The sequence below is a fragment of the Pseudoalteromonas phenolica genome (genome assembly GCF_005886345.1).
Classification (GTDB): domain Bacteria; phylum Pseudomonadota; class Gammaproteobacteria; order Enterobacterales; family Alteromonadaceae; genus Pseudoalteromonas; species Pseudoalteromonas phenolica_A.
In genome coordinates this window covers 67,983-94,348 of sequence record NZ_PNEC01000001.1, presented here as the reverse complement: position 1 = coordinate 94,348, position 26,366 = coordinate 67,983, and the positions used below count along the sequence as shown (strand labels likewise).

The window sequence follows — 26,366 nt, the reverse complement described above, 5'->3', positions numbered from 1 at the left end:
ATCACTCTGTTTACTTTGTGAGCATGGCTTAAATGGGCTATAACTCAATTAAATTAAGCGCTTTTAAAAAAAAAGCTTTAGGTAAACAAGTGAAGCTAATATGATATATCTAATTGCATTGGATCTAAAGGAAGTACCGCTAAGGTAGTTTATGTCTTTTAATGAATCAAATTTGATCTGGCTAGATCTTGAAATGACGGGCTTAGAGCCTAAAACAGATAAAATCTTAGAAATTGCTACGGTTATTACTGATGGTGATTTAAATGTATTAGCTGAAGGCCCTGTTATTGCTATTCATCAAAGTGATGAGTTGTTAGATAACATGGACGAATGGTGTACCAATCAACACGGTCGTTCAGGTTTGACAGCACGCTGTAAAGCCAGCAAGTTCACTGAAGACGATGCCATTGCACAAACTTTAGAGTTTTTAAAAGAGTGGGTACCACCTGGTAGCTCGCCTATGTGTGGTAATTCGATTGGACAGGACCGCCGCTTTTTAAATAAGTACATGCCTGAACTTGAGGCTTACTTTCACTATCGCAACCTAGATGTGAGTACAGTGAAAGAGCTAGCTCGCCGCTGGAAGCCTGAATTGCTGAGTGAAGTTAAAAAGAAAAGCTCACACCTTGCGCTAGACGACATAAAAGATTCAATAATGGAATTAAAGGTTTATAAAGAAAAGTTCTTTAATCTTTAAAAACTGCTTGCAAAGCACCTGCATTATTGTAGAATCTTGCCCCGCTTAAGAGAGTAACTCTGCGGGGTTTCTTTTTTAAAGCACAGCAATTATATTGCTAAATATTGTGATGCGGCATTAGCTCAGCTGCTCCAGGTAATAGAGGCGACCTTTGCAATGTTGCTAATAACACAGAGCTAACTATGGAATGCGGCACTAGCTCAGCTGGTAGAGCGCGACCTTGCCAAGGTCGAGGTCACGAGTTCGAACCTCGTGTGCCGCTCCAACTTCTTAATCTTGCTTTTACGCAAGTTAAATTAGTGTATAACTAATTATATGCAGTACTAACTCAGCTGCTAAAAATCACGGGTTATCTATGAAATGCGGCACTAGCTCAGCTGCTTCGGGTAATAGACGCGACCTTCGCAATGTTACAAACAACATAGAGCTAACTATGGAATGCGGCACTAGCTCAGCTGGTAGAGCGCGACCTTGCCAAGGTCGAGGTCACGAGTTCGAACCTCGTGTGCCGCTCCAATCTCTTTTTCAAATCTAATTTAATTTCTTTCATTTACTGATTAATTATTAGTCTTTTTCTGCTTTTTTCATTGCCAAAACTCCCAACACAACGTAGAATACGCGCTCATTTCGGCTATCACATTTAGTTCCTTGCCTTCCCCCGACTGGCCGAAACGGGACAAGGCTATATTAACCGTAAGGAATATCCATGCGTCATTACGAAATCGTATTCATGGTTCACCCAGATCAAAGTGAGCAAGTACCTGGTATGATCGAGCGTTATACTGGTTCTATCACTGAAGCTGGTGGTCAAATTCACCGTCTAGAAGACTGGGGTCGTCGTCAACTGGCTTACCCAATCGAAAAGCTTCACAAAGCACACTATGTTCTAATGAACGTTGAAGCACCAACTGAAGTAATCAACGAGCTTGAAACTTCTTTCCGCTACAACGATGCAGTGCTTCGTAACCTAGTTATGCGTACTAAAAACGCTGTAACTGAAGCGTCTCCTCTTGTTAAAGAAGAGAAAAAAGAAGCAGCTTCTGCTTAATCGTTATTGAATCTGGATTGATTAAATAGGTGACACAGCCTGATCTGTATACAAATCAATATGTACTCTCGGGTACGGTTTGTAAAACACCCAAATTTAGTCAAAGCCCAGCTGGTATTCCACATTGCACTTTTGTACTTGAGCACAAATCAATGCAAGTCGAAGCCGAACTAAATAGAAATAGTTATGTTCGTCTAAGTGTGGTTGCAAGCGGTGCACAATTACAGAATCAAACACAGCATTTATACGTTGGGCAGGCAATACAAGTACGCGGTTTTTTAAATCGTCACGAAAATCGAAATGGTTTAAGTCAACTTGTATTACATGCACAACATATTGAAAGAATTAATTGAGGAAATTACTCATGGCACGTTATTTCAGACGTCGTAAGTTCTGCCGTTTCAAAGCGGAAGGCGTACAACAAATTGATTACAAAGATCTAGCTACTCTTAAAAACTATGTAACTGAAAGTGGCAAAATCGTACCTAGCCGTATCACAGGTACTAGCGCTAAATACCAGCGCCAGCTAGCAACTGCTATCAAGCGTGCTCGCTACTTAGCCCTTCTTCCATACACTGACTTACATAAGTAAGCAGCGGATTAACTCGTTTTTAAAAGGTGTAGAAACATGCAAGTTATTCTACTAGACAAGATCGCAAACCTTGGTAACTTAGGTGACCAAGTTGCAGTTAAATCTGGCTTCGCTCGTAACTTCTTATTCCCTAAAGGTAAAGCAGTTCCAGCGACTAAAGCTAACATCGAAACTTTTGAAGCTCGTCGCGCTGAATTAGAAGCGAAGATTGCTGAAGAACTAACAGCTGCTCAAGCACGCGCTGAGAAGCTAGAAGCATTAGCTGAAGTTACTCTAGTATCTAAAGCTGGTGACGAAGGTAAGCTATTTGGTTCTATCGGTACTCGTGACATCGCTGACGCTATCTCAGCTGTTGGTGTTGAAGTTGCTAAATCAGAAGTTCGTCTACCTCTAGGTACTATCCGTGAGACTGGCGAATTTGACGTTGCAATCGCTGTACACTCAGACGTAACTGCTACTATCAAAGTAATCGTTATTGCTGAAGCTTAATCTCTGATTAAGTATTAAAAAGCCGCGTGTTTTGCACGCGGTTTTTATATTAAAAATAAAAATTATCACACCCTCTCTTCGTATAAACCTCTCACGGAACTGAGCAAAGGACACAACGTGTAATTACATGTAAGTCGTCCCACTTTTTTAAACATGAACAACCGTGGTATTGTTACCACTTTATTAATGTCATATTTAATAACAAGTTATAACAACTAGTAATAAGTGTTATGTATTTTTCTTGTTATGCCTTTGTTAAAAATGACAGCGCTGTTTTATTTGGTTTGAGTATGAATTCTAAAGTTAAGATAAAAGGTTTTACGTTAATTGAGTTGCTAATTGTCGTTGCTATAGTCGCAATTGTAACGACTTTGGCTTATCCATCATATGAAAGGTATATCCAAGATGGTAATCGCTCCGACGCTCAACAATTAATGCTGCAAACAGCTGCGACGCTAGAGCGTATATATTCAAGAAATGGTGGGTATCCAGATAAAGATACTTATAAAGGCTTACCTAGCTCTCGTGTTTATACCTTTACTTATACTCACACTGATAAACCTGATGTTGCAGCAGACTATAGAAGTTTAGGGTTTTCACTTACCGCTACACCTAAAGCCAATAGCGCCCAAGCAACTGATAGGTGTGGGGTTTTAACGATTAATCATGCAGGCGACACAAGCGCGAGTGGAAATGGTCATGATTGTTGGAAATAAGCAAAAGTCTCGCGGTTTTACTATGATTGAGTTATTGATCGCGCTTGGTTTAGTGAGTATTTTAGCCATGTTAGCTGCTCCATCATTTGCTCAGTTTATAAAACAAGAGCGCCTTACTAAAACTGCTAATGAATTAAATGCTGTGTATCGATATGCAAGAAGTGAAGCAGTAAAGCGATCGCAAACAGTTATGCTTACCAAGCAAGATAGTGCTTGGTTGGTTGAGATTGAAGTGGCAGATGGCAGAGAAACGTTGCGACAGTTTGCTTCAAATTACCCCACAGTTAACGCTGAACTCGTTAATCGCATGATCCGTTCGACTGGAGAGCTGAATTTACAAAGTAATATTTTGATTTCTGATAATGATGGTAATACTGAAGATTATCGTTTGTGTATTTTGCGCAGTGGTCAAAGCTGGTTAGGTAAGGCGGCAGAAAATTGCGCGTAAACTCAGGTTTTTCTTTGATTGAAGTGCTGGTTTCTATGTTCATTGCCAGTATTGCGCTGATTGGTCTAGGTGTCACTCAGCTAAAGTCACTGCAATTTGCAAACAACAGCTTTGATTATACTGTCTCATTAGTACAGGCACAGAATGCGATTGAACGTATGTGGCCTGAGCTATGTGAAATTCAACATAAATCCCCTTCAAAGTTTGAGGAGCAAGCCTTTAGACAGGCATTGCAACCGCCACAATCGTTGTCATTCAGGTATACGCTTCAACTTCCAGAGCAATACAGAGATGACACACATGAAATGCCCATTACGGTAACTTGGAAAGATTTACGTGTTGCTGATGACGCGCAAAAGCAATTATTAAATCAGATCACGCTCAATGCCAGTTTTGTCGAGGTGCCAGATGTATGTAACCCATAGTCGGCAACAATCTGGCTACACTCTACTTGAGATGTTGGTCGCAATGACAGTGGGGTTATTTTTGCTTGCTGGGGTCGCTATGTCTTACTCAGCCATTAAAAGTACTGTACGTATGACGCAAGAGTTATCAGATGCACAAGAGGTGATCAGATATACCAGCCAAGTATTTACTCGCAGTGCAAAACAAACGATTTCAGAACCGACAGTGTCTGCTGATGGGTTAACGATCCAATTTGAACAATTTGCCAATGTGCTTTCTTGTCAAGGCACAACACCAATTGTTGACTATACAGAAACCTATACACTTTCTAATGGTTTTTTAACCTGTGATATTGGTGATGGTAATGGCGCTGCTAGGCTGCTTAAAGGTATCGACTCGATTAACTTTACATTTAATAACTTTTTAGTGGTTATTGTTGTGAAGCCCCTTGATATACCATCGCATTTCGGCGCAGGGTTGCAAATTGATATCGCAACAACGCAGCTAATATTGATCAAGGCATTTGAGGGTAACGCATGAGAAAGCAATCGGGTTTTACACTAATAAAAGTCATGCTGATGAGCACCATGGCAAGTGTGGTTGTTTTCGGAGCGTTAAAAGAAACGGTTATACAAGAGCGCTTGACGGGTAACTTTCAAAAGGACATGAATGCACGATTATTAGCTGAAAAAGGGGTGTTTATTGCCGCTGCAGCTCTACAATCTGAGTTAGAAAGTAACCCTAACCTCAGTATTGACGATCTTGTAAATCAGCATGGTACGCACACAGGTGGTGGTACTGTCGGAGATGACGCCTTATTTCAGGCGAACGTAATAAAAAATGGTGCTGGTTTATTGGAAGTATCCAGTCTTGGACAGCGCTATTTTGGTGATGCAAATCAGAAACTGATAGCGCGTTTTGAGTTTCAACCCGGGCAAAATAATTCGCCATTTCAAAATGCAGTAACAGGCTGTAAAGGTGTAAACCTGTCTGGAAGTGGTATGGTCGATAGTTATGACTCATCTAAAGGTCCGTATTCAAATACCAATAGGGACTCTTCTGGACATGTAAATACCGTCATTGGTGACTCTAGCGTTACCATTTCAGGAAACTCACCTATTAAAGGCGATGTTAAAGCATCTGGGGTTGTATATTTAAAAGGGTCTTCGCCAATTATTGGTGATGTACACTCCAATACCGGCGTTGAAATTAGCGGCGGTGGCGGCTCAGGTTATCGCGTTGAAGGCAATATATATTCTGGTGGCTTTTTTACCCATAAAGGGGGCGATGTAAAAGGGTTTGCAAGGGTGACTGGTGATGTTGATATGAAATGGGGCAGCCAGATTTTAAATGAAGGCAATGACCCTTATGACATCATGTATGGCGGTGCGGGGAAGTTTCCGGCTGATTATCACTCACAAGATAAAGTAGAACTAGAAGACGGCACTATTTTATATAATGTGTCTTATTCGAACGGTTATTTTAAGCAAGCCCCCGAGCTTGAGCCTGTAAAGGTCTACGACCCAACATCTCCAGACTATGATCCAGCGAAACCAAACAAAGAGTGTGATCCGTTCGAGTTACCGCTCAATATGCCTTCTGTAATGGCACAAAACCCAGAACCAAGTTTAGACTTTGAAGTTGGTGCAACACAAAGTTACTTGTTTACACCAACTACAGGTCGACTACAGTCATCACAAACAGGGACTAAAAAAGCAAAAGCGCAAAATGCACAGGCAGCACAAATATATTTGTTTGATAACTTAAAGCAGGACCATGGCATTTCAAATACCGATGAAGAACGCGTATTTGGTATGAAAAAATTTAGGTTAGCCAGTGACGGTCAAATGACCATAACAGGTGGTGATGTTATTTTTCTTGTTGATGGCGACTTTAAAATTGATGGCAATGCCAAGTTGACTATTCGCAGTGGCAGTAGCTTAACTGTATTCACCACAGGTAAAATTATTTTAGGCGCCAGTGGTGAGGTGATCACAGAAAAAGAAGGGATGACAGACACAGGTATTCCAAGCTTAAATTTTTTCTCGTCATACGATAAGAAAGATGGGGTACAAGTTAAAGGGGCATCAGATATGTATGCCACGATATATGCGCCTCTGACCCAAGTTAAGTTATCAGGCAGTGGTCAATTATATGGCACGGTCAGAGGATCAATTATTAATTCTTCTGGTGGTAGTGGGGTACACTTCGATACCGCACTTAAAGATGTTAATTTTGGCTCGGGTAACACTGCAACAAGTGAGCCCAAGTTAGTGTTTAAAGGGTGGGCGTTCCAAGCCGCAGATCCTTTGCCTGATTTGGATAAAACGCAAGATCAAAGCGACGATTCAAATGAGGGGCAAAATAGTACTAATCAAACTAAATAGTCTCGTTTATATTCATTAACAGCATTTCATTGCAAAAGCCGATTTGCTTTGTAATGCTGTCTCTCCTAAATATTTTTAAATTTCTTTTAAACCTTTTTAAGCCAAGGTGGCGTCTTAGATAATAACAATTAAGTAACGCCAAGCTGGGTGAAACCCAACAAAGGAATAATGTCATGTTAATCGATGCCAAGCAGGCATTTTCGAATACAAACACTGATGATAAAAGTGATGACCTGATCCGTAAGGTACAGCAAGGAGATCAGGTTGCTTTTGCTCAGTTGTATCGCAAACATGAAAAGCCTGTTTTCGCGCTGTGTTTGAGATTGCTAGCGGATCAACAGCATGCAGAAGATGTCACACAGGAAGTATTTGTCCAGCTGTGGCATAAAATTGCGCAGTTCCAAGGGCAATCTAAGTTTTCTACTTGGTTGCACAGTGTGACAAGTAATATTGCTATTAGCTATTTACGTAAACATAAAAACTGGCTGCAAAAAGTAGTGAGCTTTGAGCAAAATGGTATGGATGAGCAAAGTATTGCGATGTGTAATGGCCTTAACGGTCTAGATAAATTAATTTTACGTTTACCCGAACGCGCACGTTTAGTGTTTGTGCTACATGCAGTAGAAGGGTATCGACATGAAGAAATAGGCAATATGTTGAATATGGCTGTGGGTTCAAGTAAATCGCAATATCACCGCGCAAGACAACTATTACAGGAGTGGTACGAGCATGAGTAAAGCGAACTTTGACGACTTCTTACAAGAGCAATTGGCAAATCCCAGTGAGGTGAGCCCCAGCCGAGATTTATGGTCAGGTATAGAAAAGGCTATCGCAACTTCGGCGCATGAGGAAACAGTAAGTACGCAATATTGGCCAAAAGTAACAGGCATCGCAGCATGTTTTATAGCTGGACTATTGGCTTGGAATGTCAGCATGAATCAGCCTGAGTTAAATACGATGCGAGACTTAAGCGCGTTATTTGAGCAGCAAAAACAAGCACTACTTGTGCAATATAAAACACAACCTGCACTGACAAGTGACTGGCAAGGGCAATTGGATGAACTCGAACAAGCCGAGCAAGCCATTAAATTAGCATTACAAAATGACCCTGAGAATGCCGCCTTACTGAAAATGCTTGCTCAGGTATATCAGCAGCAATTAGATTTAATCAACCGAGTGCATGCACCAAGTTGGCAACAAATTTAGGAGAAAGAAGATGAAGAAATTACTAACAGGATTAATGTTTTTCCCAATCGCCTGCTTTGCTGGTGAAGCCATAGATAAGCAAATTTCAGTACCAGCCAATGGCAAAATTGTTATTGAGAATCAACGCGGCGAAGTGGTCATTAAGTCTTGGGATAAGCAAGAATTTAAAGTTACCGGCACACTGGATGATATTGCAAAGGGTTATAAATTAGAAAACAGTGGCTCAGTGACCGAGTTTATTGTTGATATGCCGAAACGCAGTAAAAGTTGGAATAACGGTGATGGCTCAGATCTAACTATTTATATGCCAAAAACCAGTGAGCTTAGCTTTGAAGGTATTAATGTAAACATTTCGGCGACAGATCTTACTGCTGGCGCACGCATTAAAACTGTCAATGGAGACATTAGAGCGACTCAACTAGCAGGTAAAATCATTTTAGAAACGGTTAATGGCGATGTCGATTCTAGAGAGCTATCTGGTGATTTACGCTTTGAAACGGTGAATGGCGACATTAATGACATGAACTCAAAAGGTGAGTTGCGCTTTAATGCAGTCAATGGTGACATTGAAAGTGATACGGAGGCGACTGATATTCGCCTTGAAAATGTCAATGGTGAAGTCGACTTCAAGGTCGCTGCACTGAGAGATTTACGCTTAAATACAGTTAATGGTGAAATTAAAGTACAGATAAAACAACTGCAAGATAATGCGCGTATCAATATGGATACTGTCAGCGGCGATGTACGTTTATATTTCCCAACGGATGTATCGGCTCGCTTTGACATTGATGCGCACTCAGGTGGGCGTATTATCAATGAATTAAGCCGTGATAAAGTGAAAAAAGCTAAGTATGGCCCTTCTCGTGAACTCGAGTTTATTCTTAATGGCGGAGAAGCCGATGTTGAAATCGATACTGTAAGTGGCCGAATTGAACTGAAGAAAAACTAAGTTAACCATTTTATGGTGTTAAGCGGCCTCTGATGAGGCCGTTTTTGTGTAATCCAACAAGAAACCGCCTTACTACTTTTAAGTTTCATCGCAAGGGGCTAAAATGACCCTCTTATTTTCTTCTGTTTGTGTAGTGCAATGGCTAAACCTGATCATCAAGTAGATACCCTCAAAGTACCTCCCCACTCCATAGAAGCTGAGCAGTCTGTGCTTGGTGGTTTAATGCTTGATAACCAAGCGTTTGACCGTGTAGCCGAGCTGGTGGTATCACAAGACTTTTATACGCGTACACACAAACTGATTTTCGAAGCGATGGAAAAGTTGGTTGAGCAAAGCCAGCCAATTGACTTAATTACCATTTCTGAAAGCCTAGAGAAGAATGATCAACTTACCACGGTAGGTGGTTTCGCTTATCTTGCTGAAATTGCTAAAAACACTCCAAGTGCAGCTAATATTGACGCTTATGCTGCGATTGTTCGTGAACGTGCTGTAGTACGAGAGATGATCACAGTAGCGAATGAAATAGCAGAAGCAGGTTTTAACCCTGAAGGGCGAGACAGTCATGAGTTGCTAGACTTAGCTGAAAGTAAAGTTTTTAAAATTGCGGAGCAGCGCTCGAAAAGTACAGAGGGCCCGCAAAGCATCCACTCTATCCTTGAAAAAACAGTCGATAAGATAGAAGAGCTTTACCAGTCACCGCAAGATGGTGTAACTGGTGTAAGTTCTGGATATAACGATCTAGACCAAATGACAGCAGGCCTTCAGCCATCTGACTTAATTATCGTAGCAGCTCGTCCTTCAATGGGTAAAACCACTTTTGCGATGAACTTGGCTGAACATGCAGCCATGACACAAGACAAGCCAGTGCTTATTTACTCACTGGAGATGCCGTCAGAGCAGATCATGATGAGGATGCTGGCTTCTTTAGGTCGAATTAACCAGACTAAGGTACGTACAGGTCAGTTAGATGACGAAGATTGGGCACGCTTATCTTCAACCATGGGCTTATTGATGGAAAAAGGTAAGATGTACATCGATGATGCATCAGGCCTAACACCAACCGATGTGCGTTCGCGAGCGCGCCGTATTGCTCGTGACCATGGTGGTATCAGCATGATCATGGTCGACTATTTGCAGTTAATGCGTGTACCTAGCTTGTCTGATAATCGTACCCTAGAAATTGCTGAGATTTCTCGTTCATTAAAAGCGCTAGCAAAAGAGCTACAATGCCCTGTTATCGCGCTATCTCAGCTCAACCGTACGCTAGAGCAACGTGCTGATAAACGTCCGGTAAACTCTGATTTACGTGAATCGGGCTCAATCGAGCAGGATGCCGACTTAATCATGTTTATCTATCGTGATGAAGTGTATAACGAAGACAGTCCAGATAAGGGCGTTGCAGAAATAATCATAGGTAAGCAGCGTAATGGTCCAATTGGTAAGGTTAGGTTAACCTTCCAAGGGCAATTCTCTCGTTTTGACAATTACGCAGGTCCTGCATTTGATGATGAATATTAAGTGATAAAGGCTTAATATCACTTTGCAGGTCGCAAATGAGAGGCAGTATGAGATTAGCAACCGCAGAAATTAACTTAACCGCGTTGGAGAAAAACTTGGCGCGAATTAAGCAAATCGCTCCCAATAGTAAGGTTATGGCGGTATTGAAAGCAAATGCTTATGGCCACGGTTTAGTGACTATCGCTCAACATCTTCTTGAGGCTGATGCATTTGCTGTCGCACGTATTGATGAAGCCCTGGCCCTGAGAGCGGGTGGACTTACAAAGCCAATAGTGCTTTTGGAAGGCTTTTTTGAAGCGAGTGATTTACCGATATTATTGGCAAATAATTTTGAAACCGTGATCCATGATGAGAATCAACTAACTGCTTTAGAGCAGGCTAATTTAGAGGCACCGATTGCCACTTGGCTTAAAATTGATACTGGTATGCACCGTTTAGGCATAGAGCCTGAACAGCTTGAGGCATTCTATACGCGTCTTAAAGCTACTAAAAATGCTAAGAAAGACGTACGTCTAATGACCCATTTCCCATGTGCAGACGATACTGAAAACGATAAAACACTCTCACAGATCAAACATTTTTCCCAATTAGTGGGTAGTAAACATGAACAGATATGCTTAGCTAACTCTGCTGGTATTATTGCCTGGCCAGATAGCCATGGTGATTGGATACGGCCAGGTTTGATGCTTTATGGCGTTTCACCTATGTTGAACTCGGTTGGCTCGAAGTATGCGCTCTCTGCGGTGATGAGTTTAAAAACACGCGTGATAGCTAAACGTCACATTTCTGCTGGCGAAAGAGTGGGTTATGGTGGTCGTTGGCAAAGCCAAAGTGCTACACAGTTGGCTGTGGTAGCTATGGGCTATGGTGATGGTTATCCGCGCCATGCGCGAGAGGGCACACCTGTTGTGATTAATGGTCAACGTTATGGCATTGTTGGTAGTGTATCAATGGATATGATCACCGTTGACATTGGTGAGCATAATGAGTCTGTATCGGTTGGTGATGAAGTTGAAATGTGGGGTGAGAATATTCCAGTAGAAGAAGTCGCAAAATGTGCAGATACCATTCCCTATGAACTATTGTGTAATGTTACGCCAAGAGTTAGCTACCAATATATAAAAAAATAAGCGGCTTTGTCGCTTATTATTGCTTTAATAAAGTTCACCTGACAGAGTCGCTATAATACTGCGACCTCCACCATGATCTCTATGTTCACCTAAATATACGCCTTGCCAAGTTCCCAGCATTAAACGGCCATGACTAATTGGAATGGTGATTTGGCAGCCTAGTGTGCTTGATTTAATATGGGCTGGCATATCGTCATCACCTTCATAATCATGCTTATAATAAGGCTGACGCTCAGGTACAAATTGGTTAAAGTGGCTTTCCATATCTATTCTAACAGTTGGATCTGCATTCTCGTTAATCGTTAAACTTGCAGAAGTATGCTGGAGAAATAAATGCAATAAGCCAACTTGATAATCATGAATTTCAGGAAGTTGTTGTACTATATCGTCAGTTATTAAGTGAAAGCCGCGATTTTTCGCGGCTAGTGTGAACTTAGCTTGTTGCCAACTCATAGGTTCTCGAAGCTAACCTCAATGTTGGCGTTACCGTCGGGAGACGTAAAAGGCATAATAATTTTGGCACCTTCGCACTTGTGAGCAATAGTATGTCCTGGGCCAGACACAACAACAGGTGTTGCCATTTCAAAATCATAGCCTTTTTCACCTAGTAAGTTTTTAGCACCACCAGTAACCATATTGGTTATTTCACCAACTAAATCAGTAACCTCTTCGTTAATATCATCAGGACGCTCGCCAAGCATGCGCTCCATAATAGTCAATGCAAGCTTTTCATCAAAAGTAATTGAGAAAGATCCTTTTGTTTGCGGGCCTACCATACCAATTAATCCTGATACATCACCAATTGCTACTTCGCTTTTTTTAATTTTTGGTTTACCCGGCGTTAACTCTGTTTGAGCCATGGTTGCAAGTACATTTATAAGTGATGACAAAAAAGGGTTTATGAACTCTACTTTCATTTTATGTTCCCTTGATCCAAATAATGTGGTTCTTAATTTAAGTGTAGTGGTTTTATCTTAATACTGCACTTAACCTTTACAATTTTTGCATTGGCCATGAGCTTCAATTGTTTGATTTGACACTTGAAACCCCCTTTCTAATGCAAGGTTATTGAGCTCATGTGAGATTATATTAGAGTGAAGTTCGTCAACATGACCACATTCATCACAAATCAGTAATTGCACTGGGTGAATATGGTCAAAATGATGACAAAGCATAAATGCGTTGGTGCTTTCTATCTTATGAAGAAAGCCTAATTCAGAAAGAAAGTCTAACGCACGATAAATTGTTGCAGGCTTTGCCCCAGGCTCTGACAACTTTAACTCTTCTAATAAATCATACGCGCCAACGCCGCCTTGCTTAGCGGCCAGCAGACGGAATACTTTTTCACGGATAGCCGTAAATCTAGCACCGCGATTATCACAGACTTGTTTTGCTTTATCGACTAATTGTTCAACATTCATACTTTAAAATCCTTACACTACTCAACAATATTATCACATTCTTTAAAATAGTCTTGTTTTCGTGATGATTTATTCTGATAGCTACGCCGAATAAAACAATCAATAAGTCATGCTTTTTAACCAGTAACTTTAAATAAAAAATTTTTATTTAACAGTGGGAAGTTTTGCGGCTTGCCAAGCATTCATATCACCGCTTAAATGCAGTAAATTAAACCCTTTCTCTGTCAGTGTTTTTTCAAATATTCCTGCGCGACGACCTGAACGGCAATAAACGACTAAAGTGCTTGGTTTTAAGGTGTTAAGTAAATTCTGATTTTGTTCAATTTGATCAAATGGAATGTTGATCGCACCTTTCACATGTCCTGCAGCAAACTCCTCAGGGCTTCTAACATCAATAATCTGATGTGGTGTTGCAGACATTTGGTTAAGGAGTAAGTCTTGCTGAGAAATGAGCTTGGTTTTAGCGAACACTAGGGTGCTAAAAGTGAATAGAAACAAAAATAGTAGTTTGCACATGGTGTTCTCCTGTTGAAATACAGGGTAATCATACTTCTAAACGACAGATATAGTTTAATTATAAGTGGAATAATTTGATTTTTGTTAGGAAGTAAATGGTGGCCCCACCTGGACTCGAACCAGGGACCTAACGATTATGAGTCGTGTGCTCTAACCAACTGAGCTATAGGGCCATTTAGAAGTGCTTGAAAAACGAATGGAATCGTAAAAAGCGCAGGCAGTATAAAAATTTTTATTCGCCTTGTCACCAGTTAAAGTTGAAAAAAATGACTTATCTTGTTCAATTGCTTAATAAAGAATCACTTTAAAAGGTGTTTAGTTGTAACTTGCTAAGCAAGTTACAACTAATATCACCACTAAGGCATTATTATATCTTTCAGATATTGAAATAACTCTTTATAGCCTTTGGCTGGCTTTTCGGCTTTGGCTTCTTTCGCTGCTTGACGCACCAGTTGACGGAGTTTCTGTCTTTCTAGTTCAGGGTACTGTACTAATAATTCATTGATTTGGCTGTCGCCATTTGCAATAAGCTCAGTGCGAATGGTCTCAATTTTATTAAGTAAAACATCTGCTTGGTTATTCTTATTAAGCATTAGCTCAATTGCCGCTTCAATGTCTTCTACATTGTCAGTAGAGCGGAGTGTTTTACTGATGTAGTTAATATGACGACGGTATGCTTCAGACTTTGCTCTGATCTTATCAGCAACAACCATGGCTTCTACAAGGTCGTCGCTTAGCGGTAACTTTTCGCGCTGCTTATTACTCATTGCAGCTAAATCAATAGCTAGCTTTTGGTATTGCTGTGCGTCACGTTTTAGCTCGCTTTTTGAAACGTAAATAATTTCTTCTTCAATAACGGGTTTCTTTTTCTTAGCCATGGTGCCGAGTTTCTGTAAAAATTTTGCGGATTATAACAATTATACGTCATAAATGCTGTGCCTTGATAAGGCGAAGTCGAATATGTGTGTTAGCATTTAGATATTAAAGGTGTTTTTAGAGAGCATAACTATGAAATCTGAGCAGCAAAGTGCGATCTTTACTCAAATAGATGAAGTCAAACAGGCCGTATCAGAGGCGTTGTCCCATGCAACAAAACTAGGTGCAACAGCAGCTGAAGCTGCAATGTCGAGTACATCGGGTTTATCTGTAAGTACCCGCATGGGTGAAGTGGAAACAATAGAATTTAACCAAGATGGCGGTTTAGGCATTAGTGTGTATGTGGGTAATCACAAAGGATCTGCATCAACTGCCGATTTAAGCCCTAAAGCCCTTCGCTCAGTCGTTGAGAAGGCCATTGATATTGCCAAGTTCACTTCTGATGACCCATGTAATGGGGTGGCTGATAAAGCTTTACTTGAAATGTCTCCTCCTGACTTAGATTTGTATCACCCTTGGGAAGTAACACCTGAACAAGGGGTTGAGTTATGTATTGAAGCTGAAAAAGCGGCACTGGAATTTGATGAGCGTATTGTAAACTCTGACGGCGCGAGCTTCTCAAGCCATGAGGGTTTGCGTGTTTACGGTAACACCCATGGTTTTTTAGCTGGTTTTCCAAGAACCCGCCATAGTTTGAATACCATGGTAATAGGCCAAGATGGTGAGCAAATGCAACGCGACTATGCTTATACGGTTAGTCGTGAACAGTCAGGTTTAAAATTAGCTCAGTCCGTTGGACTCGAAGCAGCAGAATCGACCATTGCACGTTTGAATGCGCGTAAGATCACGACAATGAAAACGCCCGTGGTATTTAGGGCTGATGTAGCAAATAGCTTATTTGGTCATCTGGTATCGGCCATCGGTGGTGGAGCGCTTTACCGTAAGTCGAGCTTTTTATTAGATTCGTTAGGGCAGCAAATCTTTAATTCATGTGTGAATGTGTCAGAACGTCCGCATTTGTTAAAAGGTTTGGCATCTAGTCCGTTTGACAGTGAGGGTGTAAAAACCGTAGACCGTGAAATCATTCATGGTGGCGAACTACAAACCTATTTATTAGCAAGTTATGCGGCAAGAAAAATGGGGATGACAGCGACGGGCCATGCTGGCGGTATTCATAACTGGTTGGTACAACAAACCCATGATGATTTAAAAGCGGTGCTTAAAGAAATGGATACAGGTTTATTAGTTACTGAATTGATGGGTCAAGGTGTAAACACAGTAACAGGTGATTACTCTCGAGGAGCAGCTGGTTTTTGGGTTGAACAAGGTGAGATCCAATACCCTGTGAGTGAGATCACGATTGCTGGCAATTTAAAAGATATGTTTATGGATATACAAGCTATTGGTGGCGATATAGAACAACGAGGAAGTGTGCAAATGGGTTCTATCTTAATTGAAGAGATGCAGGTTGCTGGTGAATAACTTTAGCTATTAACTTTTTCCTTAAATTTAAAAAGCGGCACTTCATTTGAAGTGCCGCTTTTTTGTTACCAATAGTCAAATTGTAAATTAACTATTCAACGCCTTACTCAGGCTGATGTTTGATACCATTTTTGATCCACTCAGCCGCAGGCTTGCCTTTAAGGTGATGATCAAAATACTCCATCATACGAACTGAAAAATCCACTTGGTTCGGGAATTTCTTCAGGTGATGCGGTTCGCCTTCATATTGTAAGAAGATGGCATCTTTGTTGTGTCTGCGAAGTGCTAAGTAGTACTGAATGCCTTCTTGCCATGGTACTGCGCCATCATCATCACCAAACATAAGTAGAACTGGTGTGTTTACTTTATCGGCAAAGAATACAGGCGAGTTTTCAATGTATAAATTGAGTGCTTGTGTCAGCGGTTTACCAATACGGCTCTGACCAGTTTCATATTGGAACTGACGAGCAAGACCCGACTTTAAACGAATACCACTATAAGCGGATGTCATGTTAGACACTGGCGCGCCCGACACAACCGCTTTAAACATATCGGTTTGCGTGATCATAAAGGCACTTTGGTAGCCAGCCCAAGAGTGACCTTGTAAACCAATCTTATCAGGGTGTGCAACCCCCATATCAATCAGCTTTTGCGCGGCGTTGATCATGGTTTGAGTTGATGATGGGCCCGGCTTACCAATTTCAAAACGAATATCAGGTAAGAACAATGCGTAACCGTTCGAGGTAAACATTGGGAAGTTCGGTCTATGGTTTAACTCCATTTTCGGGAAGTTATACATGCGTTGGCTCATATAGCGGTAAAAATAAATTACCGTAGGTACTTTATCGCCTTCTTTATAGCCCGCAGGTTTGATCAGCACACCTTGTAAGTCTTCGCCGTTATACCCTTTGTATTGCACTAATTCAGGTTTGCCACCCCATGCAAAGTCTTTCACCTGTGGATTTAAATCAGTGACTTTTTTTGGTTTAGCGAATGTACTGGTGGTTTGCCAAAAGTCAGGGAACTGATGATAACTTTCTGTGGTGAAAATGAGTTTGTCAGCGTTTTTTGCTTTAGCGACTAGCACATAGCGGGCTTCGCCTTTTAGTAATGTTTTTACTTTACCTGTTGCTAAATCTAGAGTTGCTACGCCCGACTGTTTATTTTCAGTGTTGTGGGTATGCAGCATTAAGGTGTCGTTTGCAGCAAAACCAAGCAGGTTTTTATCAAGATACTTCACGCGATATTGGGTGTTTGTTTCACGACCCTTTGTTAAACGCTTAGCTTGTTGTGTGTTTACATCGAACGCCCAAATATCAAACTTCGAGTAGACATACACAATTGAGCCATCAAGTTGCCAACCCGCAAAGCCATAGCCAGGTTGTTCGCTCGGGTAGTCGTGCTTGTCATCGACGAAAATCGCTTCTCTGATAGCTTTTGTTAGAGGTGACAGAGATTGCGATGATAAGTCTTTTAACCAAACCTGCTGGTCTTTAAAGAATGCAGCATGGCTTCCTGTCGGAGATAGGCTTGGTCTAAACGGTGAGCCTTCGATGATTTGAGTTTGCTCACCGGTTTTCACATTAATGGCTGCATAATCGTTGAAGAAGCCTTCATACATGATGCGTTCTAAATGTGGCTTATCGTTACTTGCGAGTAAGAAGTTAGCTTCGGTGTTTAAGCGAATATTTGGCGCTTGCTCGTTAGCAAGCTGCACAACTTGCTCACCATTTAGATGATAAACCGCTTGATAGTGGCGGTTTTTGTTCGCTTGTTGCCATGTTTTGGCTTCACGGGTTTTAATTTCAGCATCATTATTGTGCCAAACCTGTAGGCCTTTTTGCGCACGAATAGTGTCGAAGTCAGTGAGTGAAGCTTCGTCTTTATACTTAAACTCTTTTGCTTTCGCTTCAAGTACAGGTCGGTTTTGGAAGTATAAACGCTCGCCTTGCTCAGACCAAGAGAGCTTTGCCGTTTTACCTGTGAACCAACCTATTGGATTGTTAATCTCTTTTAAGGTATTTGTATCACTGTGCCAGAGCGTAATTTGATGGTCGCGACGGCGAGTATCGTCGTTGACATAATTGGTCATGTTAAAGGCAACAATAGGCTTGCTAGGGTGCCAAACCGCTTGGCTTAAGGTGACACCAGGCTCGTTGAATAAACTGCTTTGTGTTTGAGTGTTTAAATCAAAAAAGCCAATGTGATTTTTTGCACCATGTTCAGCATGAACATTAAATAGTACGCCATATTCTTGAGGGCTCAGCGCAAACTTACCAACATGCTCAATGGTGGTTTTGCTCATATTGCGTAGGTTTACGATTATCAGCGAATAGAACTTGTCTTTTTTATCGGCCTTAATTTCGCTTTCAGATTTATCGTCTTTTTTGTCATTCTTATCGCCTTTCGGTTTCTCTTTGGTTCGATAAGCAAGCCAGTTGCCGTCATCACTGATTTGGTAATCGACCACCTCATTAAAAATAGTTTGCTTGTGGGTTTGAGTATCAATCAAAATCAGATGATTCTTTAGTTTTTTCTTATCTTTTTTCTTGGTTGTTTCTTTTTCTAATAGAGTAGGCACCTGCGTGAATGCCACCCAGTTTGCAGCCTTATTGATATATGGTTGAGTGCCTTGTGGAACTCGGGCAATGATTTTGTTTGTTGTTAAGTCATAGACTACGCCTTCGCTGTTGCCGCGATAGGGCTTTGCAGAAAAAGTTAGAAATTGGCCGTTTTCAGAAAGTTGCTGACCTTGTGCATAACGAAAATCAAATACATCCTTAAATTCAAGATTTGATTTCGCAGCAACAGGCAAGCTGCACAGCACACTGGCTGCAATAAGAGAGTGGAACGCCTTCATGGTGCAAACCTAATTTTACTTATAAAGGTTTTTTTTATCACGCAGTAGGTAAAGACAAAAGGGCGATGCGGTTAAATAACAGTATAAGAGATGAAACAGTGATTTTGGGGCACAAAAAAAGCGACATCCGTCGCTTTTTAGAATTTAATTGGCGATTAAGCTAGCCAAATTTTTTGTAATTCTTGCCACTGCGCTTCAAATTGGCTGCTTGGGCGGGTTTTAAAATCACTTCGAACAAATTGATTCATCTTACCTTCAATGTAAGCTAGGAAGAAATTAGCCAATGCCGCTTCGTCGGTAGTAAAGGCTTTACCTTCTCGAAGTTTACGTTCACGTAGAACTTGTTTGAACTGGGTTTCTAACTTTTCAAATAGGCCTTGAATGCGTTCACGTAAGCGCTCTTGTTCACCTTGAAGTGCATCACCGGTAAGAATGCGAGTGATCCCAGGGTTTTTCTCTGCGAATGCAAGAATGAGCAGCAAGATGTTATAAATACGACCCTGCGTTTCTTTTTCGTTATCTAAAATGATATTGATACGAGAAAGTAGGGTGTCTTCAATGAATTCAATTAAACCTTCAAACATGCGTGCTTTGCTTGGGAAGTGGCGGTATAAAGCCGCTTCAGATACGCCCACTTCAGCTGCTAATTTAGCTGTTGTGATACGTTGACCAGGGCTGGTTTCAAGCATTTGTGCGAGAGATTGTAGTATTTGCTCTTTGCGATTACTGCGCTTAGTCGCTGGCATGAATGGTCCTTTAATTTATCGTTATTATGTTCTATTTATACTTTGTATTATGCGGCGCATAATTCAGTGCAAACCCTAACAAGCTCACACTTTGTTGGGGATATGTTAATGGTTTATTCAGCTTGGTGCTAGTGTTTTAAAGTGACTTTCATTCATGTTTTGTATGGAAAAAAATACACCTTTGTAAGCCTTTGTTTTAAGGGTTTTTATAGTTTTTCGGCTAGTGCCTTTAGTAGAGACGTTGCTAGCTCAGCTTTACTATTGACCCCTAAATTGCGCTTCTCATCTTGCCAGAACAATGTTAACGCATTGTGATCTGAATTAAAGCCAAGCCCTTCTTGAGAGACATCATTGGCACAGATCATATTCAGGTTTTTCTTTTCTAATTTGCCCTTAGCATACTTCTCAACATCTTGTGTTTCAGCCGCAAAACCTACCGTATAAGGACGATGGTTTTTAAGTGCGGCAACTTCGGCAATGATGTCTGGATTTTTCACCATAGTGAGGGTGATTTCGTCGCCTTGTTTTTTGATTTTTTGCTCTGCCACATTGGCTGCGCGATAATCCGCAACTGCAGCGCAACCGATAAAAATATCTGAGTTTTGTGCGTGTTCAAGGGCGGCATCTCGCATCTCTAATGCGCTACTGACTTGGATGACTTCAGCCTCTGCTGGTGGCGTTAAAGTCACTGGGCCTGAAATAAGGGTTACTTTTGCGCCCAATTTTAGGGCTGCATCAGCAATGGCATAACCCATCTTGCCTGAACTATGGTTGCTGATATAACGCACTGGGTCGAGGGCTTCACGTGTTGGGCCTGCGGTAATTGCAATGCTTTTACCTGCTAGAATTGGTTCAATGTCATCGCGCGTACAAAGCTCAGCGAGTTCCATTGGCTCCAACATTCTACCCGAGCCCACATCGCCACATGCTTGTTCGCCTTTACCCGGACCCCAAATATTAACGCCACGCTCTGCAAGCGTTTTCAAATTGGCTTGCGTTGCTGGGTGAGCGTACATTTGTTGGTTCATTGCGGGTGCAATAGCGATTTTAGCTGGCGTAGCAAGTAATAATGTGGTGAGTAAATCGTCGGCAATACCAGCTGCCATTTTCGCGATGATGTTAGAGCTTGCAGGTGCGACGAGAATTAAATCAGCCCATTTGGCAAATTCAATATGACCCATGGCCGCCTCTGCGCTTGGATCGAGTAAAGAGTCAGAAACAGGTTCTCCAGATACCGCCTGCATAGTCAGTGGGGTAATAAAATGTTTGGCAGAATCGGTCATAACCACTTTGACGTTGCAGTTGCGCTCTTTTAAACGTCGCACTAATTCTGCACATTTATAAGCAGCAATACCGCCACTGATCCCCAAAACAATATTCTTTGCCTGTTTCATAGCTTGTTAAATCCAGAAAAAACTTACTTAAACTCTAACATAGAGAAGTCACAGAAGGGTAACGCGCTTTTGCCTTTTATACCCCTTTGACTAAACTCAAGAGCCTAGGAACAAAGGAATTAAGGACATATTATGCAATTGAGTGCATTACCAAAACACACCCTACCAAGAGAAAAACTACTGAAAAAAGGCCCGCATGCATTGAGCGATGCAGAATTACTGGCAATCTTTTTAAGAACCGGTATCGCCGGCATGAATGCCATTGAGCTGGCAGAGTCGTTATTAATACAAAGCCGCTCATTACAAAACTTGTTTAATGCCAGTCTTAAAGAGTTTTCAGCACTGAAAGGCTTGGGAGAAGCCAAGTATGTGCAATTACAAGCGGTGCTTGAATTGAGTAAGCGTTATATGCGCGAAGAATGCCTGCGTGACACAGTATTCACCTCGCCCGATGCGGTTAATGACTACTTGTGTTTGCAATTAAAAGGGTTAGAGCACGAAGTGTTTATGGCGCTGTATCTAGATAACCAGAACCAACTTATTCATGACGAGATTTTATTTAATGGCACAATAAACGCGGCGAGTGTTTATCCTAGAGAAGTGGTTAAAGCTGCATTGAAGCATAATGCGGCGTCATTAATTTTTGCGCACAATCATCCTAGTGGCATTGCTGAGCCAAGCGAGGCCGATAAGTTAATTACCCAAAAATTACAAAAAGCCCTAGCTTTAGTGGACATTCATGTTTTGGATCACCTTATTGTCGCAGGTAATCGGTGTATATCTTTTGCGCAAAGGGGCTTGATTTAGGGGTTTTGTAGAAAGAAAACGTTAAAAAACGGCGCTTTGTTCAAAATATTGCAAATTAGTTTAATTTAAATGCAGTTTTTACTTTCCTAAGCACGATTCGATCATTATAATTGGCCGCTATCAAATTTACACAAGAGCTGATTGATAGGATTAGATCCTTGATCTCTGCCTGCTAATGCTGTATAAAGAGCGCCCTCTGATTTACCCCAGGGCAAGCAGTTAAGGCCCAAGGGAAAATTAAGCTCGAGCGAAGTTATTGGAGATACATAGACATGTCTAAAGTCTGTCAAGTTACAGGTAAGCGCCCAGTGGTAGGTAACCACCGTTCACACGCGCGCAACGCTACTAAGCGTCGCTTCCTACCTAACCTACAAACGCACCGTTTCTGGGTTGAAAGCGAAAAACGTTTTGTTACTTTACGTACTACTACTAAAGGTATGCGTATTATCGATAAAAAAGGCATCGACGCGGTATTAGTAGATATCCGTGCTCGCGGCGAAAAAGTTTAAGGAGCTGAATCATGCGTGATAAGATCCGTTTAGTTTCAACTGCTGGTACTGGTTATTTCTACACTACCGACAAGAACAAGCGTAACATGCCTGAAAAAATGGAAATCAAAAAGTACGATCCTAAAGTACGTAAGCACGTGATTTTCAAAGAAGCTAAAATCAAGTAATTTTAGTTTTAAAGAATTCAAAAACCCAGCTTCGGCTGGGTTTTTTGTTTTTATTGAACCATTAACTTTACCTCTACCTAATTACTCCTAGACTTATCTGTAGACTGGTTAAACACACGGTGCATGGAGTGAAGGTGCATAACGAGAGTGAGGTGTTATTAAGTTCGTTAACATGGCTTAAAGCATTACTGATACTTTTGTTTTTGATACTCCCTTACACTCAACCCAAACTGCTTTTTAAAAGTGCGACTCAAATGCGCACTGTCTGAGAAACCTGCAATATACGCCGCTTCTGTAGCTGTTTTTCCTTGTTGTAATGTCTGTACTGCACATATTAGACGTCGCCATAATAAGTAAGGTCGCCAGGGGATCTGCATGGTGTCTTTAAATAAATGCAAAAAGCGACTTTCTGAGAGATTGAGCTCAAGCGCAATGTCTGCTGCGCGCCACTGTTGTGGTTTTACACACTCCTTACCAATACAGCAATTCAGTTTATCGAGTAAGCGAGCTATCCGTGCATCAAGTATGGTTTGCGGTGCTGTGGTTTGAAGTGCATGGGTTAAACCACATAAACCGAGTAACTCACTAAGGTTCAGAGTACTGTTTAAGGGTTTATTTATCTCGATTTCAATAAAGGCTTTATCAGCCAGTTTTGCCGTGAGCTGTTTGCCAATATTGCAGCTTGGCTCGACTAAAATCACCCACCCAGCTTGCATGGTGAGTTGATGACTGACAGCTTGGTTAATGATGCTTGCACCAGTGAGCTGTATTGCATCATGATTTGGAAGAGTTAGGCGCATATTACTATCACCCATGGGTAAGGTGATCTGAATAAGCGTGTGTTGATGGGCTGCGGTTTTTGGCACTGCGCCAAAAATAGCTAATACGCCGGGCTCGATGAGTAATTGGCGAGGTGCGTGCTGAGGCATAGATTATTGGCAATAAAAAACCGAAGACATTGCTTCGGTTTTATCAGCTATTCACATAACTTGCTAGTTATTGCTTATGCAAACGCATCTTGTAGTGGCGGTACGACTTGCTTTTTACGGCTTAGTACACCATCTAGCCATACGCGGCTTTGCTCTGGTGCAACACCGTAAGCACGCTCAACAATGCCTTCGTCATCAGACGCGATAAGCATTTGTGAACCTTCTTTCATGATGTCTGTAAGTAGCAAGAATACAGAATGACGACCGCCTTCTTCTTTTAGCTTTGCAATGTCAGCTTCAAGATCAGCTTTGATGTCGTCAAATACAGCTAGGTCGATAACTTCTAGCTGGCCAATACCTACTAGGTTGCCGTTCATGTTGAAGTCTTTAAAATCACGCATAACTAGATCACGTGCTGGTGTGCCTTCAACCGCTGATTTTACTTTAAACATTTCCATACCGAATGCTTTGAAATCTTCAATGCCTGCAATTTCAGCAAGTACTTCAACACACTTGATGTCAGCAGTCGTACAAGTTGGTGACTTGAAGATTACAGTGTCAGATAGGATTGCACCTAACATAAGACCTGCGATGTTCTTTGGAATTTCAACACCGTAGAAGTCGTACATCATTTTGATGATGGTGTTTGAACAGCCAACAGGGCGGATCCAACACTCAAGAGGGGTAGACGTCGTTAAGTCGCCTAGTTTGTGGTGGTCAACAACACCCACAACCGTTGCTTCATCAATGTCATCTGGCGCTTGTGTTTTTTCTGTATGGTCTACGATGTAAACCTCTTCACCTGCATAGCTCATTTTAAGCTCAGGTGCTTCGAAACCAAACGTGTCTAGAATGAACTGAGTTTCAGGTGATACATCGCCTAAACGCGTTGCGATTGCTGCTTCACCAATTTGATTTTTTAAATATGCAAGTGCAATTGCACCACAAATAGAATCTGAATCAGGGATCTTATGACCCACTACATACATTGCCATGGACGGAACTCCTTAAATTTTGCGCGATATTCTAGCAAACAATCACGACAGTTTAATAGCAAGTCGATGCATTTTTAGACCTAAATCTAAGCCTAACGGGCGCAAAACAGGTTATTAGCATGCTCCACAGTGAAGACGTTTTCCGATACACTGCAAAACTTATATTTATTGATACCAATTATATTCAATATATGATCAATTATTGAAGTACTTGATCCGGTCCAGTATTCGGAAATCGTCAAGTTATGAGGTCATAAACAAGCAGGCAGTAAGTATGTTAGTACTGTTAATTAGATCCATCAATGAATAAAATTGGTGCAAAATAAAGTCTTAGAGGCAAACGCATGGGATTAAGTCGTAAAGCATGGAATAACGTGGTGATCTTCGCCATGCTGATCATGATCTTTTTTTTAAATGGTCTGCATCATAAGCTCAACCCGAATGAGCAAGTGTCAGGCCCTCAACGACTCTTACCCGAACAAACATTTGTACTGACATTGGCTTTTCCTGGCTACAAAATTGAGCGCATTGGCACAGCTTGGCGTAGTGAAGGGCCGTGGCAAGTAAACCCGAACCAACTGCCTTTGTTGATTGATGCATGGCAACAAGTTGAGTTAGAGCTGACAGATATTTCTTTGCCGAGCAGCCAAGCCGTCAGTGTGGCACAGTTTTGGTTAGCTGGTGAAGAGTTACCTTGGAGTTTTCAACTCTATCAAGACGCCGAGCAATACTATATTTTTGATAAGCAGCAGCAATCTTGGCTGATCTTAGAATCAGAGCTAGCGTATCAACTGTTTGAGCCGCTTAATTTAACGCAAGCAACCACACAATAATCTCAACATATTTAAAGAAATAGACATTAGAGAACCTCATGCCTGAATTACCAGAAGTCGAAGTCAGCCGTTTAGGCATTAGCCCACACATTGAAAAACAAACAGTCAGTAAAGTATTGGTACACAATGCAAGCTTGCGTTGGCCTGTGCCAGATGAAGTGAAAGACATTGAAGGGCTGACGATCAACAGTGTGCGCCGTAGAGCAAAATACTTAATGCTCGATACTGATATTGGCAGTGTGATTTTACACTTGGGTATGTCGGGACATTTGCGTATTGTGCCAATCAGTGAGCCGCTAAAAAAACATGATCACGTTGAGATCCACTTCGATAATGGCAAAGCGTTACGTCTAAACGATGCCCGTCGTTTTGGTGCGTGTTTATGGCAAGCACCGAATGAATCTCATGCGTTGTTTGCAAAGCTTGGGCCTGAGCCACTTACCGATGAATTCACTGCCGAGCATTTGTTTAAGTGTTCGCGCAACAAGAAGGTGCCTATAAAGCAATTTATTATGGATAACCATGTGGTTGTGGGCGTCGGTAATATTTACGCCAACGAATCGCTGTTCAAAGCGGGTATTCATCCAAAACGCGAAGCGGGCAAGGTATCGTTAAAGCGCTATAAACTGCTCACGCCAATCATCAAAGACACACTCGCTGCGGCAATCACCCAAGGCGGCACAACACTGAAAGACTTCGCACAGTCTGACGGTAAACCGGGTTATTTTGCCCAGCAATTACTGGTTTATGGACGTAAAGGCGAAGAGTGTGTGACCTGTAAAACCATACTGAAAGAAATTCGCTTAGGCCAGCGAAGTACCGTGTATTGCCCTAAGTGTCAGAACTAGAAGTTAATAACTGCCAATAAGCTATTGGCAGTTATTGCTCACTAAATATTATCCTAATGCTTACACATTGCACTTATAAAGTGGGCAGTCAGTTAAGCAAGACATGCAGCTAAGCGCTGGGTTAGTGTAAGTACCACCTGCAACTGCTGCTGTTTGCTCGTTATTCATCTTACTCTGACTTAAGTTTTTAAGTTGTTGCTTCTTAATCTTATTTAATTTCATTTTATGCTCCTTATATTTGTTGTACTTATCGGTAAATAAGCACAACAAAACTTGCACAAAAATCAGTCAAATTAAATTGAAGAAATTTAAACTCACAGCTAAGCAAGCGTGAAATCGATGTTTGTTTGAAAAATGTTCAATAACTAGCCTGTAAAAGCTATATTTTCGTTTAGATA

32 protein-coding genes and 3 tRNA genes are annotated in these 26,366 nt (G+C 41.4%); 23 read left to right on the top strand and 12 right to left on the bottom strand.

Translation table 11 applies throughout. The features are described 5' to 3' along the window. Positions 1-151: 151 nt before the first annotated feature. From orn to alr, 17 genes are all read left to right on the top strand, one after another. Positions 152-697 (top strand): oligoribonuclease, encoded by a 546-nt coding sequence (orn, locus tag CWB72_RS00495; RefSeq protein WP_138628444.1) that lies wholly within the window; start codon positions 152-154, stop codon positions 695-697. Between the two features lie 189 nt (positions 698-886). After that, a tRNA-Gly gene (locus tag CWB72_RS00490) sits at positions 887-962 on the top strand. Positions 963-1,137: 175 nt separating this feature from the next. Then, positions 1,138-1,213 (top strand) — tRNA-Gly (locus CWB72_RS00485). A gap of 190 nt (positions 1,214-1,403) precedes the next feature. Further along, positions 1,404-1,745 (top strand): 30S ribosomal protein S6, encoded by a 342-nt coding sequence (gene rpsF, locus CWB72_RS00480; RefSeq protein WP_058028561.1) that lies wholly within the window; start codon positions 1,404-1,406, stop codon positions 1,743-1,745. A 29-nt stretch (positions 1,746-1,774) separates the two neighbouring features. Continuing rightward, positions 1,775-2,098 (top strand): primosomal replication protein N, encoded by a 324-nt coding sequence (gene priB / locus CWB72_RS00475; protein WP_130254141.1) that lies wholly within the window; start codon positions 1,775-1,777, stop codon positions 2,096-2,098. An 11-nt stretch (positions 2,099-2,109) separates the two neighbouring features. After that, positions 2,110-2,337 (top strand): 30S ribosomal protein S18, encoded by a 228-nt coding sequence (gene rpsR, locus CWB72_RS00470; RefSeq protein WP_010386263.1) that lies wholly within the window; start codon positions 2,110-2,112, stop codon positions 2,335-2,337. 36 nt (positions 2,338-2,373) lie between these two features. Then, positions 2,374-2,826 (top strand): 50S ribosomal protein L9, encoded by a 453-nt coding sequence (rplI, locus tag CWB72_RS00465; RefSeq protein ID WP_058028563.1) that lies wholly within the window; start codon positions 2,374-2,376, stop codon positions 2,824-2,826. A 290-nt stretch (positions 2,827-3,116) separates the two neighbouring features. Further along, complete coding sequence (locus tag CWB72_RS00460) at positions 3,117-3,542, top strand: type IV pilin protein (RefSeq protein ID WP_130254140.1); 426 nt, start codon at positions 3,117-3,119, stop codon at positions 3,540-3,542. Further along, positions 3,526-3,990 (top strand): GspH/FimT family pseudopilin, encoded by a 465-nt coding sequence (locus CWB72_RS00455; RefSeq protein ID WP_138628442.1) that lies wholly within the window; start codon positions 3,526-3,528, stop codon positions 3,988-3,990. The genes CWB72_RS00460 and CWB72_RS00455 overlap by 17 nt, the downstream gene beginning before the upstream one ends. Next, complete coding sequence (locus CWB72_RS00450; protein WP_138628440.1) at positions 3,981-4,415, top strand: type IV pilus modification PilV family protein; 435 nt, start codon at positions 3,981-3,983, stop codon at positions 4,413-4,415. The genes CWB72_RS00455 and CWB72_RS00450 overlap by 10 nt, the downstream gene beginning before the upstream one ends. Then, entirely contained in the window at positions 4,399-4,935 is a 537-nt protein-coding gene (locus CWB72_RS00445; protein ID WP_138628438.1) for a PilW family protein, read from the top strand. Before CWB72_RS00450 ends, CWB72_RS00445 begins: the two co-directional genes overlap by 17 nt. Then, a complete protein-coding gene (locus CWB72_RS00440) occupies positions 4,932-6,782 on the top strand; it encodes a DUF7305 domain-containing protein (RefSeq protein ID WP_212747862.1) in 1,851 nt (616 codons plus the stop codon). The genes CWB72_RS00445 and CWB72_RS00440 overlap by 4 nt, the downstream gene beginning before the upstream one ends. 173 nt (positions 6,783-6,955) lie before the next feature. After that, positions 6,956-7,519: an RNA polymerase sigma factor gene (locus CWB72_RS00435; RefSeq protein WP_138628436.1), complete on the top strand. Its 564-nt coding sequence runs from the start codon at positions 6,956-6,958 to the stop codon at positions 7,517-7,519. Further along, positions 7,512-7,988 carry a hypothetical protein gene (locus CWB72_RS00430; RefSeq protein WP_138628434.1) on the top strand — a complete coding sequence of 159 codons (477 nt, stop codon included), beginning with the start codon at positions 7,512-7,514 and terminating at the stop codon, positions 7,986-7,988. The genes CWB72_RS00435 and CWB72_RS00430 overlap by 8 nt, the downstream gene beginning before the upstream one ends. Positions 7,989-7,998: 10 nt before the next feature. Continuing rightward, the gene (locus CWB72_RS00425; protein ID WP_130254134.1) at positions 7,999-8,937 is read left to right on the top strand and encodes a DUF4097 family beta strand repeat-containing protein; all 939 of its coding nucleotides are present in this window, start codon (positions 7,999-8,001) and stop codon (positions 8,935-8,937) included. Positions 8,938-9,075: 138 nt separating this feature from the next. Further along, a complete protein-coding gene (dnaB, locus tag CWB72_RS00420; RefSeq protein WP_130254133.1) occupies positions 9,076-10,455 on the top strand; it encodes a replicative DNA helicase in 1,380 nt (459 codons plus the stop codon). A gap of 47 nt (positions 10,456-10,502) precedes the next feature. Next, complete coding sequence (gene alr / locus CWB72_RS00415) at positions 10,503-11,585, top strand: alanine racemase (RefSeq protein ID WP_138628432.1); 1,083 nt, start codon at positions 10,503-10,505, stop codon at positions 11,583-11,585. Positions 11,586-11,609: 24 nt separating this feature from the next. On the opposite strand, the gene CWB72_RS00410 is transcribed toward alr, so the two are convergent. The 6 genes from CWB72_RS00410 to yjgA form a co-directional block, all read right to left on the bottom strand. Next, positions 11,610-12,038, bottom strand: a complete 429-nt coding sequence (locus tag CWB72_RS00410; RefSeq protein ID WP_138628430.1) for a secondary thiamine-phosphate synthase enzyme YjbQ — start codon at positions 12,036-12,038, stop codon at positions 11,610-11,612. Further along, on the bottom strand, positions 12,035-12,502 hold the full coding sequence (locus tag CWB72_RS00405; protein WP_130254130.1) for a chemotaxis protein CheX: 468 nt from the start codon (positions 12,500-12,502) through the stop codon (positions 12,035-12,037). The genes CWB72_RS00410 and CWB72_RS00405 overlap by 4 nt, the downstream gene beginning before the upstream one ends. Positions 12,503-12,571: 69 nt before the next feature. Further along, entirely contained in the window at positions 12,572-13,006 is a 435-nt protein-coding gene (locus CWB72_RS00400) for a transcriptional repressor (protein ID WP_138568649.1), read from the bottom strand. Positions 13,007-13,150: 144 nt separating this feature from the next. Next, entirely contained in the window at positions 13,151-13,522 is a 372-nt protein-coding gene (locus CWB72_RS00395) for a rhodanese-like domain-containing protein (protein WP_138628428.1), read from the bottom strand. Positions 13,523-13,618: 96 nt separating this feature from the next. Continuing rightward, positions 13,619-13,695, bottom strand: a tRNA-Ile gene (locus CWB72_RS00390). Positions 13,696-13,878: 183 nt separating this feature from the next. Further along, complete coding sequence (gene yjgA, locus CWB72_RS00385; RefSeq protein WP_138628426.1) at positions 13,879-14,400, bottom strand: ribosome biogenesis factor YjgA; 522 nt, start codon at positions 14,398-14,400, stop codon at positions 13,879-13,881. 130 nt (positions 14,401-14,530) lie between these two features. Here yjgA and pmbA point away from each other — a divergent pair, with 130 nt between their 5' ends. After that, positions 14,531-15,880, top strand: coding sequence for a metalloprotease PmbA (pmbA, locus tag CWB72_RS00380; RefSeq protein WP_138628424.1), 1,350 nt, complete (start codon positions 14,531-14,533; stop codon positions 15,878-15,880). A 103-nt stretch (positions 15,881-15,983) separates the two neighbouring features. On the opposite strand, the gene CWB72_RS00375 is transcribed toward pmbA, so the two are convergent. The 3 genes from CWB72_RS00375 to coaBC form a co-directional block, all read right to left on the bottom strand. After that, on the bottom strand, positions 15,984-18,740 hold the full coding sequence (locus CWB72_RS00375; protein ID WP_138628422.1) for a S9 family peptidase: 2,757 nt from the start codon (positions 18,738-18,740) through the stop codon (positions 15,984-15,986). 155 nt (positions 18,741-18,895) lie between these two features. Continuing rightward, positions 18,896-19,486: a nucleoid occlusion factor SlmA gene (gene slmA, locus CWB72_RS00370; protein ID WP_130254124.1), complete on the bottom strand. Its 591-nt coding sequence runs from the start codon at positions 19,484-19,486 to the stop codon at positions 18,896-18,898. A 206-nt stretch (positions 19,487-19,692) separates the two neighbouring features. After that, positions 19,693-20,880 carry a bifunctional phosphopantothenoylcysteine decarboxylase/phosphopantothenate--cysteine ligase CoaBC gene (gene coaBC, locus CWB72_RS00365; RefSeq protein ID WP_138628420.1) on the bottom strand — a complete coding sequence of 396 codons (1,188 nt, stop codon included), beginning with the start codon at positions 20,878-20,880 and terminating at the stop codon, positions 19,693-19,695. Between the two features lie 132 nt (positions 20,881-21,012). Here coaBC and radC point away from each other — a divergent pair, with 132 nt between their 5' ends. From radC to rpmG, 3 genes are all read left to right on the top strand, one after another. Further along, positions 21,013-21,687 (top strand): RadC family protein, encoded by a 675-nt coding sequence (gene radC, locus CWB72_RS00360; protein WP_130254122.1) that lies wholly within the window; start codon positions 21,013-21,015, stop codon positions 21,685-21,687. A 272-nt stretch (positions 21,688-21,959) separates the two neighbouring features. Next, positions 21,960-22,196 carry a 50S ribosomal protein L28 gene (rpmB, locus tag CWB72_RS00355; protein WP_058028557.1) on the top strand — a complete coding sequence of 79 codons (237 nt, stop codon included), beginning with the start codon at positions 21,960-21,962 and terminating at the stop codon, positions 22,194-22,196. Between the two features lie 11 nt (positions 22,197-22,207). Next, positions 22,208-22,363 (top strand): 50S ribosomal protein L33, encoded by a 156-nt coding sequence (rpmG, locus tag CWB72_RS00350; RefSeq protein ID WP_005493124.1) that lies wholly within the window; start codon positions 22,208-22,210, stop codon positions 22,361-22,363. A 185-nt stretch (positions 22,364-22,548) separates the two neighbouring features. Here the strand turns inward: rpmG and CWB72_RS00345 are convergent, their stop codons facing one another. Together CWB72_RS00345 and CWB72_RS00340 are read right to left on the bottom strand one after the other, a co-directional pair. Beyond that, entirely contained in the window at positions 22,549-23,292 is a 744-nt protein-coding gene (locus tag CWB72_RS00345; protein ID WP_138628418.1) for a helix-turn-helix domain-containing protein, read from the bottom strand. Between the two features lie 74 nt (positions 23,293-23,366). Further along, positions 23,367-24,287, bottom strand: a complete 921-nt coding sequence (locus CWB72_RS00340) for a manganese-dependent inorganic pyrophosphatase (RefSeq protein WP_138628416.1) — start codon at positions 24,285-24,287, stop codon at positions 23,367-23,369. Positions 24,288-24,631: 344 nt separating this feature from the next. Here CWB72_RS00340 and CWB72_RS00335 point away from each other — a divergent pair, with 344 nt between their 5' ends. Both CWB72_RS00335 and mutM read left to right on the top strand, forming a co-directional pair. Next, positions 24,632-25,120, top strand: a complete 489-nt coding sequence (locus CWB72_RS00335) for a hypothetical protein (protein ID WP_138628414.1) — start codon at positions 24,632-24,634, stop codon at positions 25,118-25,120. A 38-nt stretch (positions 25,121-25,158) separates the two neighbouring features. Continuing rightward, entirely contained in the window at positions 25,159-25,968 is an 810-nt protein-coding gene (mutM, locus tag CWB72_RS00330) for a bifunctional DNA-formamidopyrimidine glycosylase/DNA-(apurinic or apyrimidinic site) lyase (RefSeq protein WP_138628412.1), read from the top strand. A 60-nt stretch (positions 25,969-26,028) separates the two neighbouring features. On the opposite strand, the gene CWB72_RS20480 is transcribed toward mutM, so the two are convergent. Beyond that, entirely contained in the window at positions 26,029-26,190 is a 162-nt protein-coding gene (locus CWB72_RS20480) for a hypothetical protein (RefSeq protein ID WP_171037187.1), read from the bottom strand. Between the last annotated feature and the right edge of the window lie 176 nt (positions 26,191-26,366).

Bases quoted from the DNA above. Each gene is read 5' to 3' on its own strand.
- orn (WP_138628444.1), top strand. From the start codon at position 152: ATGTCTTTTAATGAATCAAATTTGATCTGGCTAGATCTTGAAATGACG.
- rpsF (WP_058028561.1), top strand. From the start codon at position 1,404: ATGCGTCATTACGAAATCGTATTCATGGTTCACCCAGATCAAAGTGAG.
- rpsR (WP_010386263.1), top strand. From the start codon at position 2,110: ATGGCACGTTATTTCAGACGTCGTAAGTTCTGCCGTTTCAAAGCGGAA.
- rplI (WP_058028563.1), top strand. From the start codon at position 2,374: ATGCAAGTTATTCTACTAGACAAGATCGCAAACCTTGGTAACTTAGGT.
- CWB72_RS00460 (WP_130254140.1), top strand. From the start codon at position 3,117: ATGAATTCTAAAGTTAAGATAAAAGGTTTTACGTTAATTGAGTTGCTA.
- CWB72_RS00455 (WP_138628442.1), top strand. From the start codon at position 3,526: ATGATTGTTGGAAATAAGCAAAAGTCTCGCGGTTTTACTATGATTGAG.
- CWB72_RS00445 (WP_138628438.1), top strand. From the start codon at position 4,399: ATGTATGTAACCCATAGTCGGCAACAATCTGGCTACACTCTACTTGAG.
- CWB72_RS00440 (WP_212747862.1), top strand. From the start codon at position 4,932: ATGAGAAAGCAATCGGGTTTTACACTAATAAAAGTCATGCTGATGAGC.
- CWB72_RS00435 (WP_138628436.1), top strand. From the start codon at position 6,956: ATGTTAATCGATGCCAAGCAGGCATTTTCGAATACAAACACTGATGAT.
- CWB72_RS00430 (WP_138628434.1), top strand. From the start codon at position 7,512: ATGAGTAAAGCGAACTTTGACGACTTCTTACAAGAGCAATTGGCAAAT.
- CWB72_RS00425 (WP_130254134.1), top strand. From the start codon at position 7,999: ATGAAGAAATTACTAACAGGATTAATGTTTTTCCCAATCGCCTGCTTT.
- dnaB (WP_130254133.1), top strand. From the start codon at position 9,076: ATGGCTAAACCTGATCATCAAGTAGATACCCTCAAAGTACCTCCCCAC.
- alr (WP_138628432.1), top strand. From the start codon at position 10,503: ATGAGATTAGCAACCGCAGAAATTAACTTAACCGCGTTGGAGAAAAAC.
- CWB72_RS00410 (WP_138628430.1), bottom strand. From the start codon at position 12,038: ATGAGTTGGCAACAAGCTAAGTTCACACTAGCCGCGAAAAATCGCGGC.
- CWB72_RS00405 (WP_130254130.1), bottom strand. From the start codon at position 12,502: ATGAAAGTAGAGTTCATAAACCCTTTTTTGTCATCACTTATAAATGTA.
- CWB72_RS00400 (WP_138568649.1), bottom strand. From the start codon at position 13,006: ATGAATGTTGAACAATTAGTCGATAAAGCAAAACAAGTCTGTGATAAT.
- CWB72_RS00395 (WP_138628428.1), bottom strand. From the start codon at position 13,522: ATGTGCAAACTACTATTTTTGTTTCTATTCACTTTTAGCACCCTAGTG.
- yjgA (WP_138628426.1), bottom strand. From the start codon at position 14,400: ATGGCTAAGAAAAAGAAACCCGTTATTGAAGAAGAAATTATTTACGTT.
- pmbA (WP_138628424.1), top strand. From the start codon at position 14,531: ATGAAATCTGAGCAGCAAAGTGCGATCTTTACTCAAATAGATGAAGTC.
- CWB72_RS00375 (WP_138628422.1), bottom strand. From the start codon at position 18,740: ATGAAGGCGTTCCACTCTCTTATTGCAGCCAGTGTGCTGTGCAGCTTG.
- slmA (WP_130254124.1), bottom strand. From the start codon at position 19,486: ATGCCAGCGACTAAGCGCAGTAATCGCAAAGAGCAAATACTACAATCT.
- coaBC (WP_138628420.1), bottom strand. From the start codon at position 20,880: ATGAAACAGGCAAAGAATATTGTTTTGGGGATCAGTGGCGGTATTGCT.
- radC (WP_130254122.1), top strand. From the start codon at position 21,013: ATGCAATTGAGTGCATTACCAAAACACACCCTACCAAGAGAAAAACTA.
- rpmB (WP_058028557.1), top strand. From the start codon at position 21,960: ATGTCTAAAGTCTGTCAAGTTACAGGTAAGCGCCCAGTGGTAGGTAAC.
- rpmG (WP_005493124.1), top strand. From the start codon at position 22,208: ATGCGTGATAAGATCCGTTTAGTTTCAACTGCTGGTACTGGTTATTTC.
- CWB72_RS00345 (WP_138628418.1), bottom strand. From the start codon at position 23,292: ATGCCTCAGCACGCACCTCGCCAATTACTCATCGAGCCCGGCGTATTA.
- CWB72_RS00340 (WP_138628416.1), bottom strand. From the start codon at position 24,287: ATGGCAATGTATGTAGTGGGTCATAAGATCCCTGATTCAGATTCTATT.
- CWB72_RS00335 (WP_138628414.1), top strand. From the start codon at position 24,632: ATGGGATTAAGTCGTAAAGCATGGAATAACGTGGTGATCTTCGCCATG.
- mutM (WP_138628412.1), top strand. From the start codon at position 25,159: ATGCCTGAATTACCAGAAGTCGAAGTCAGCCGTTTAGGCATTAGCCCA.
- CWB72_RS20480 (WP_171037187.1), bottom strand. From the start codon at position 26,190: ATGAAATTAAATAAGATTAAGAAGCAACAACTTAAAAACTTAAGTCAG.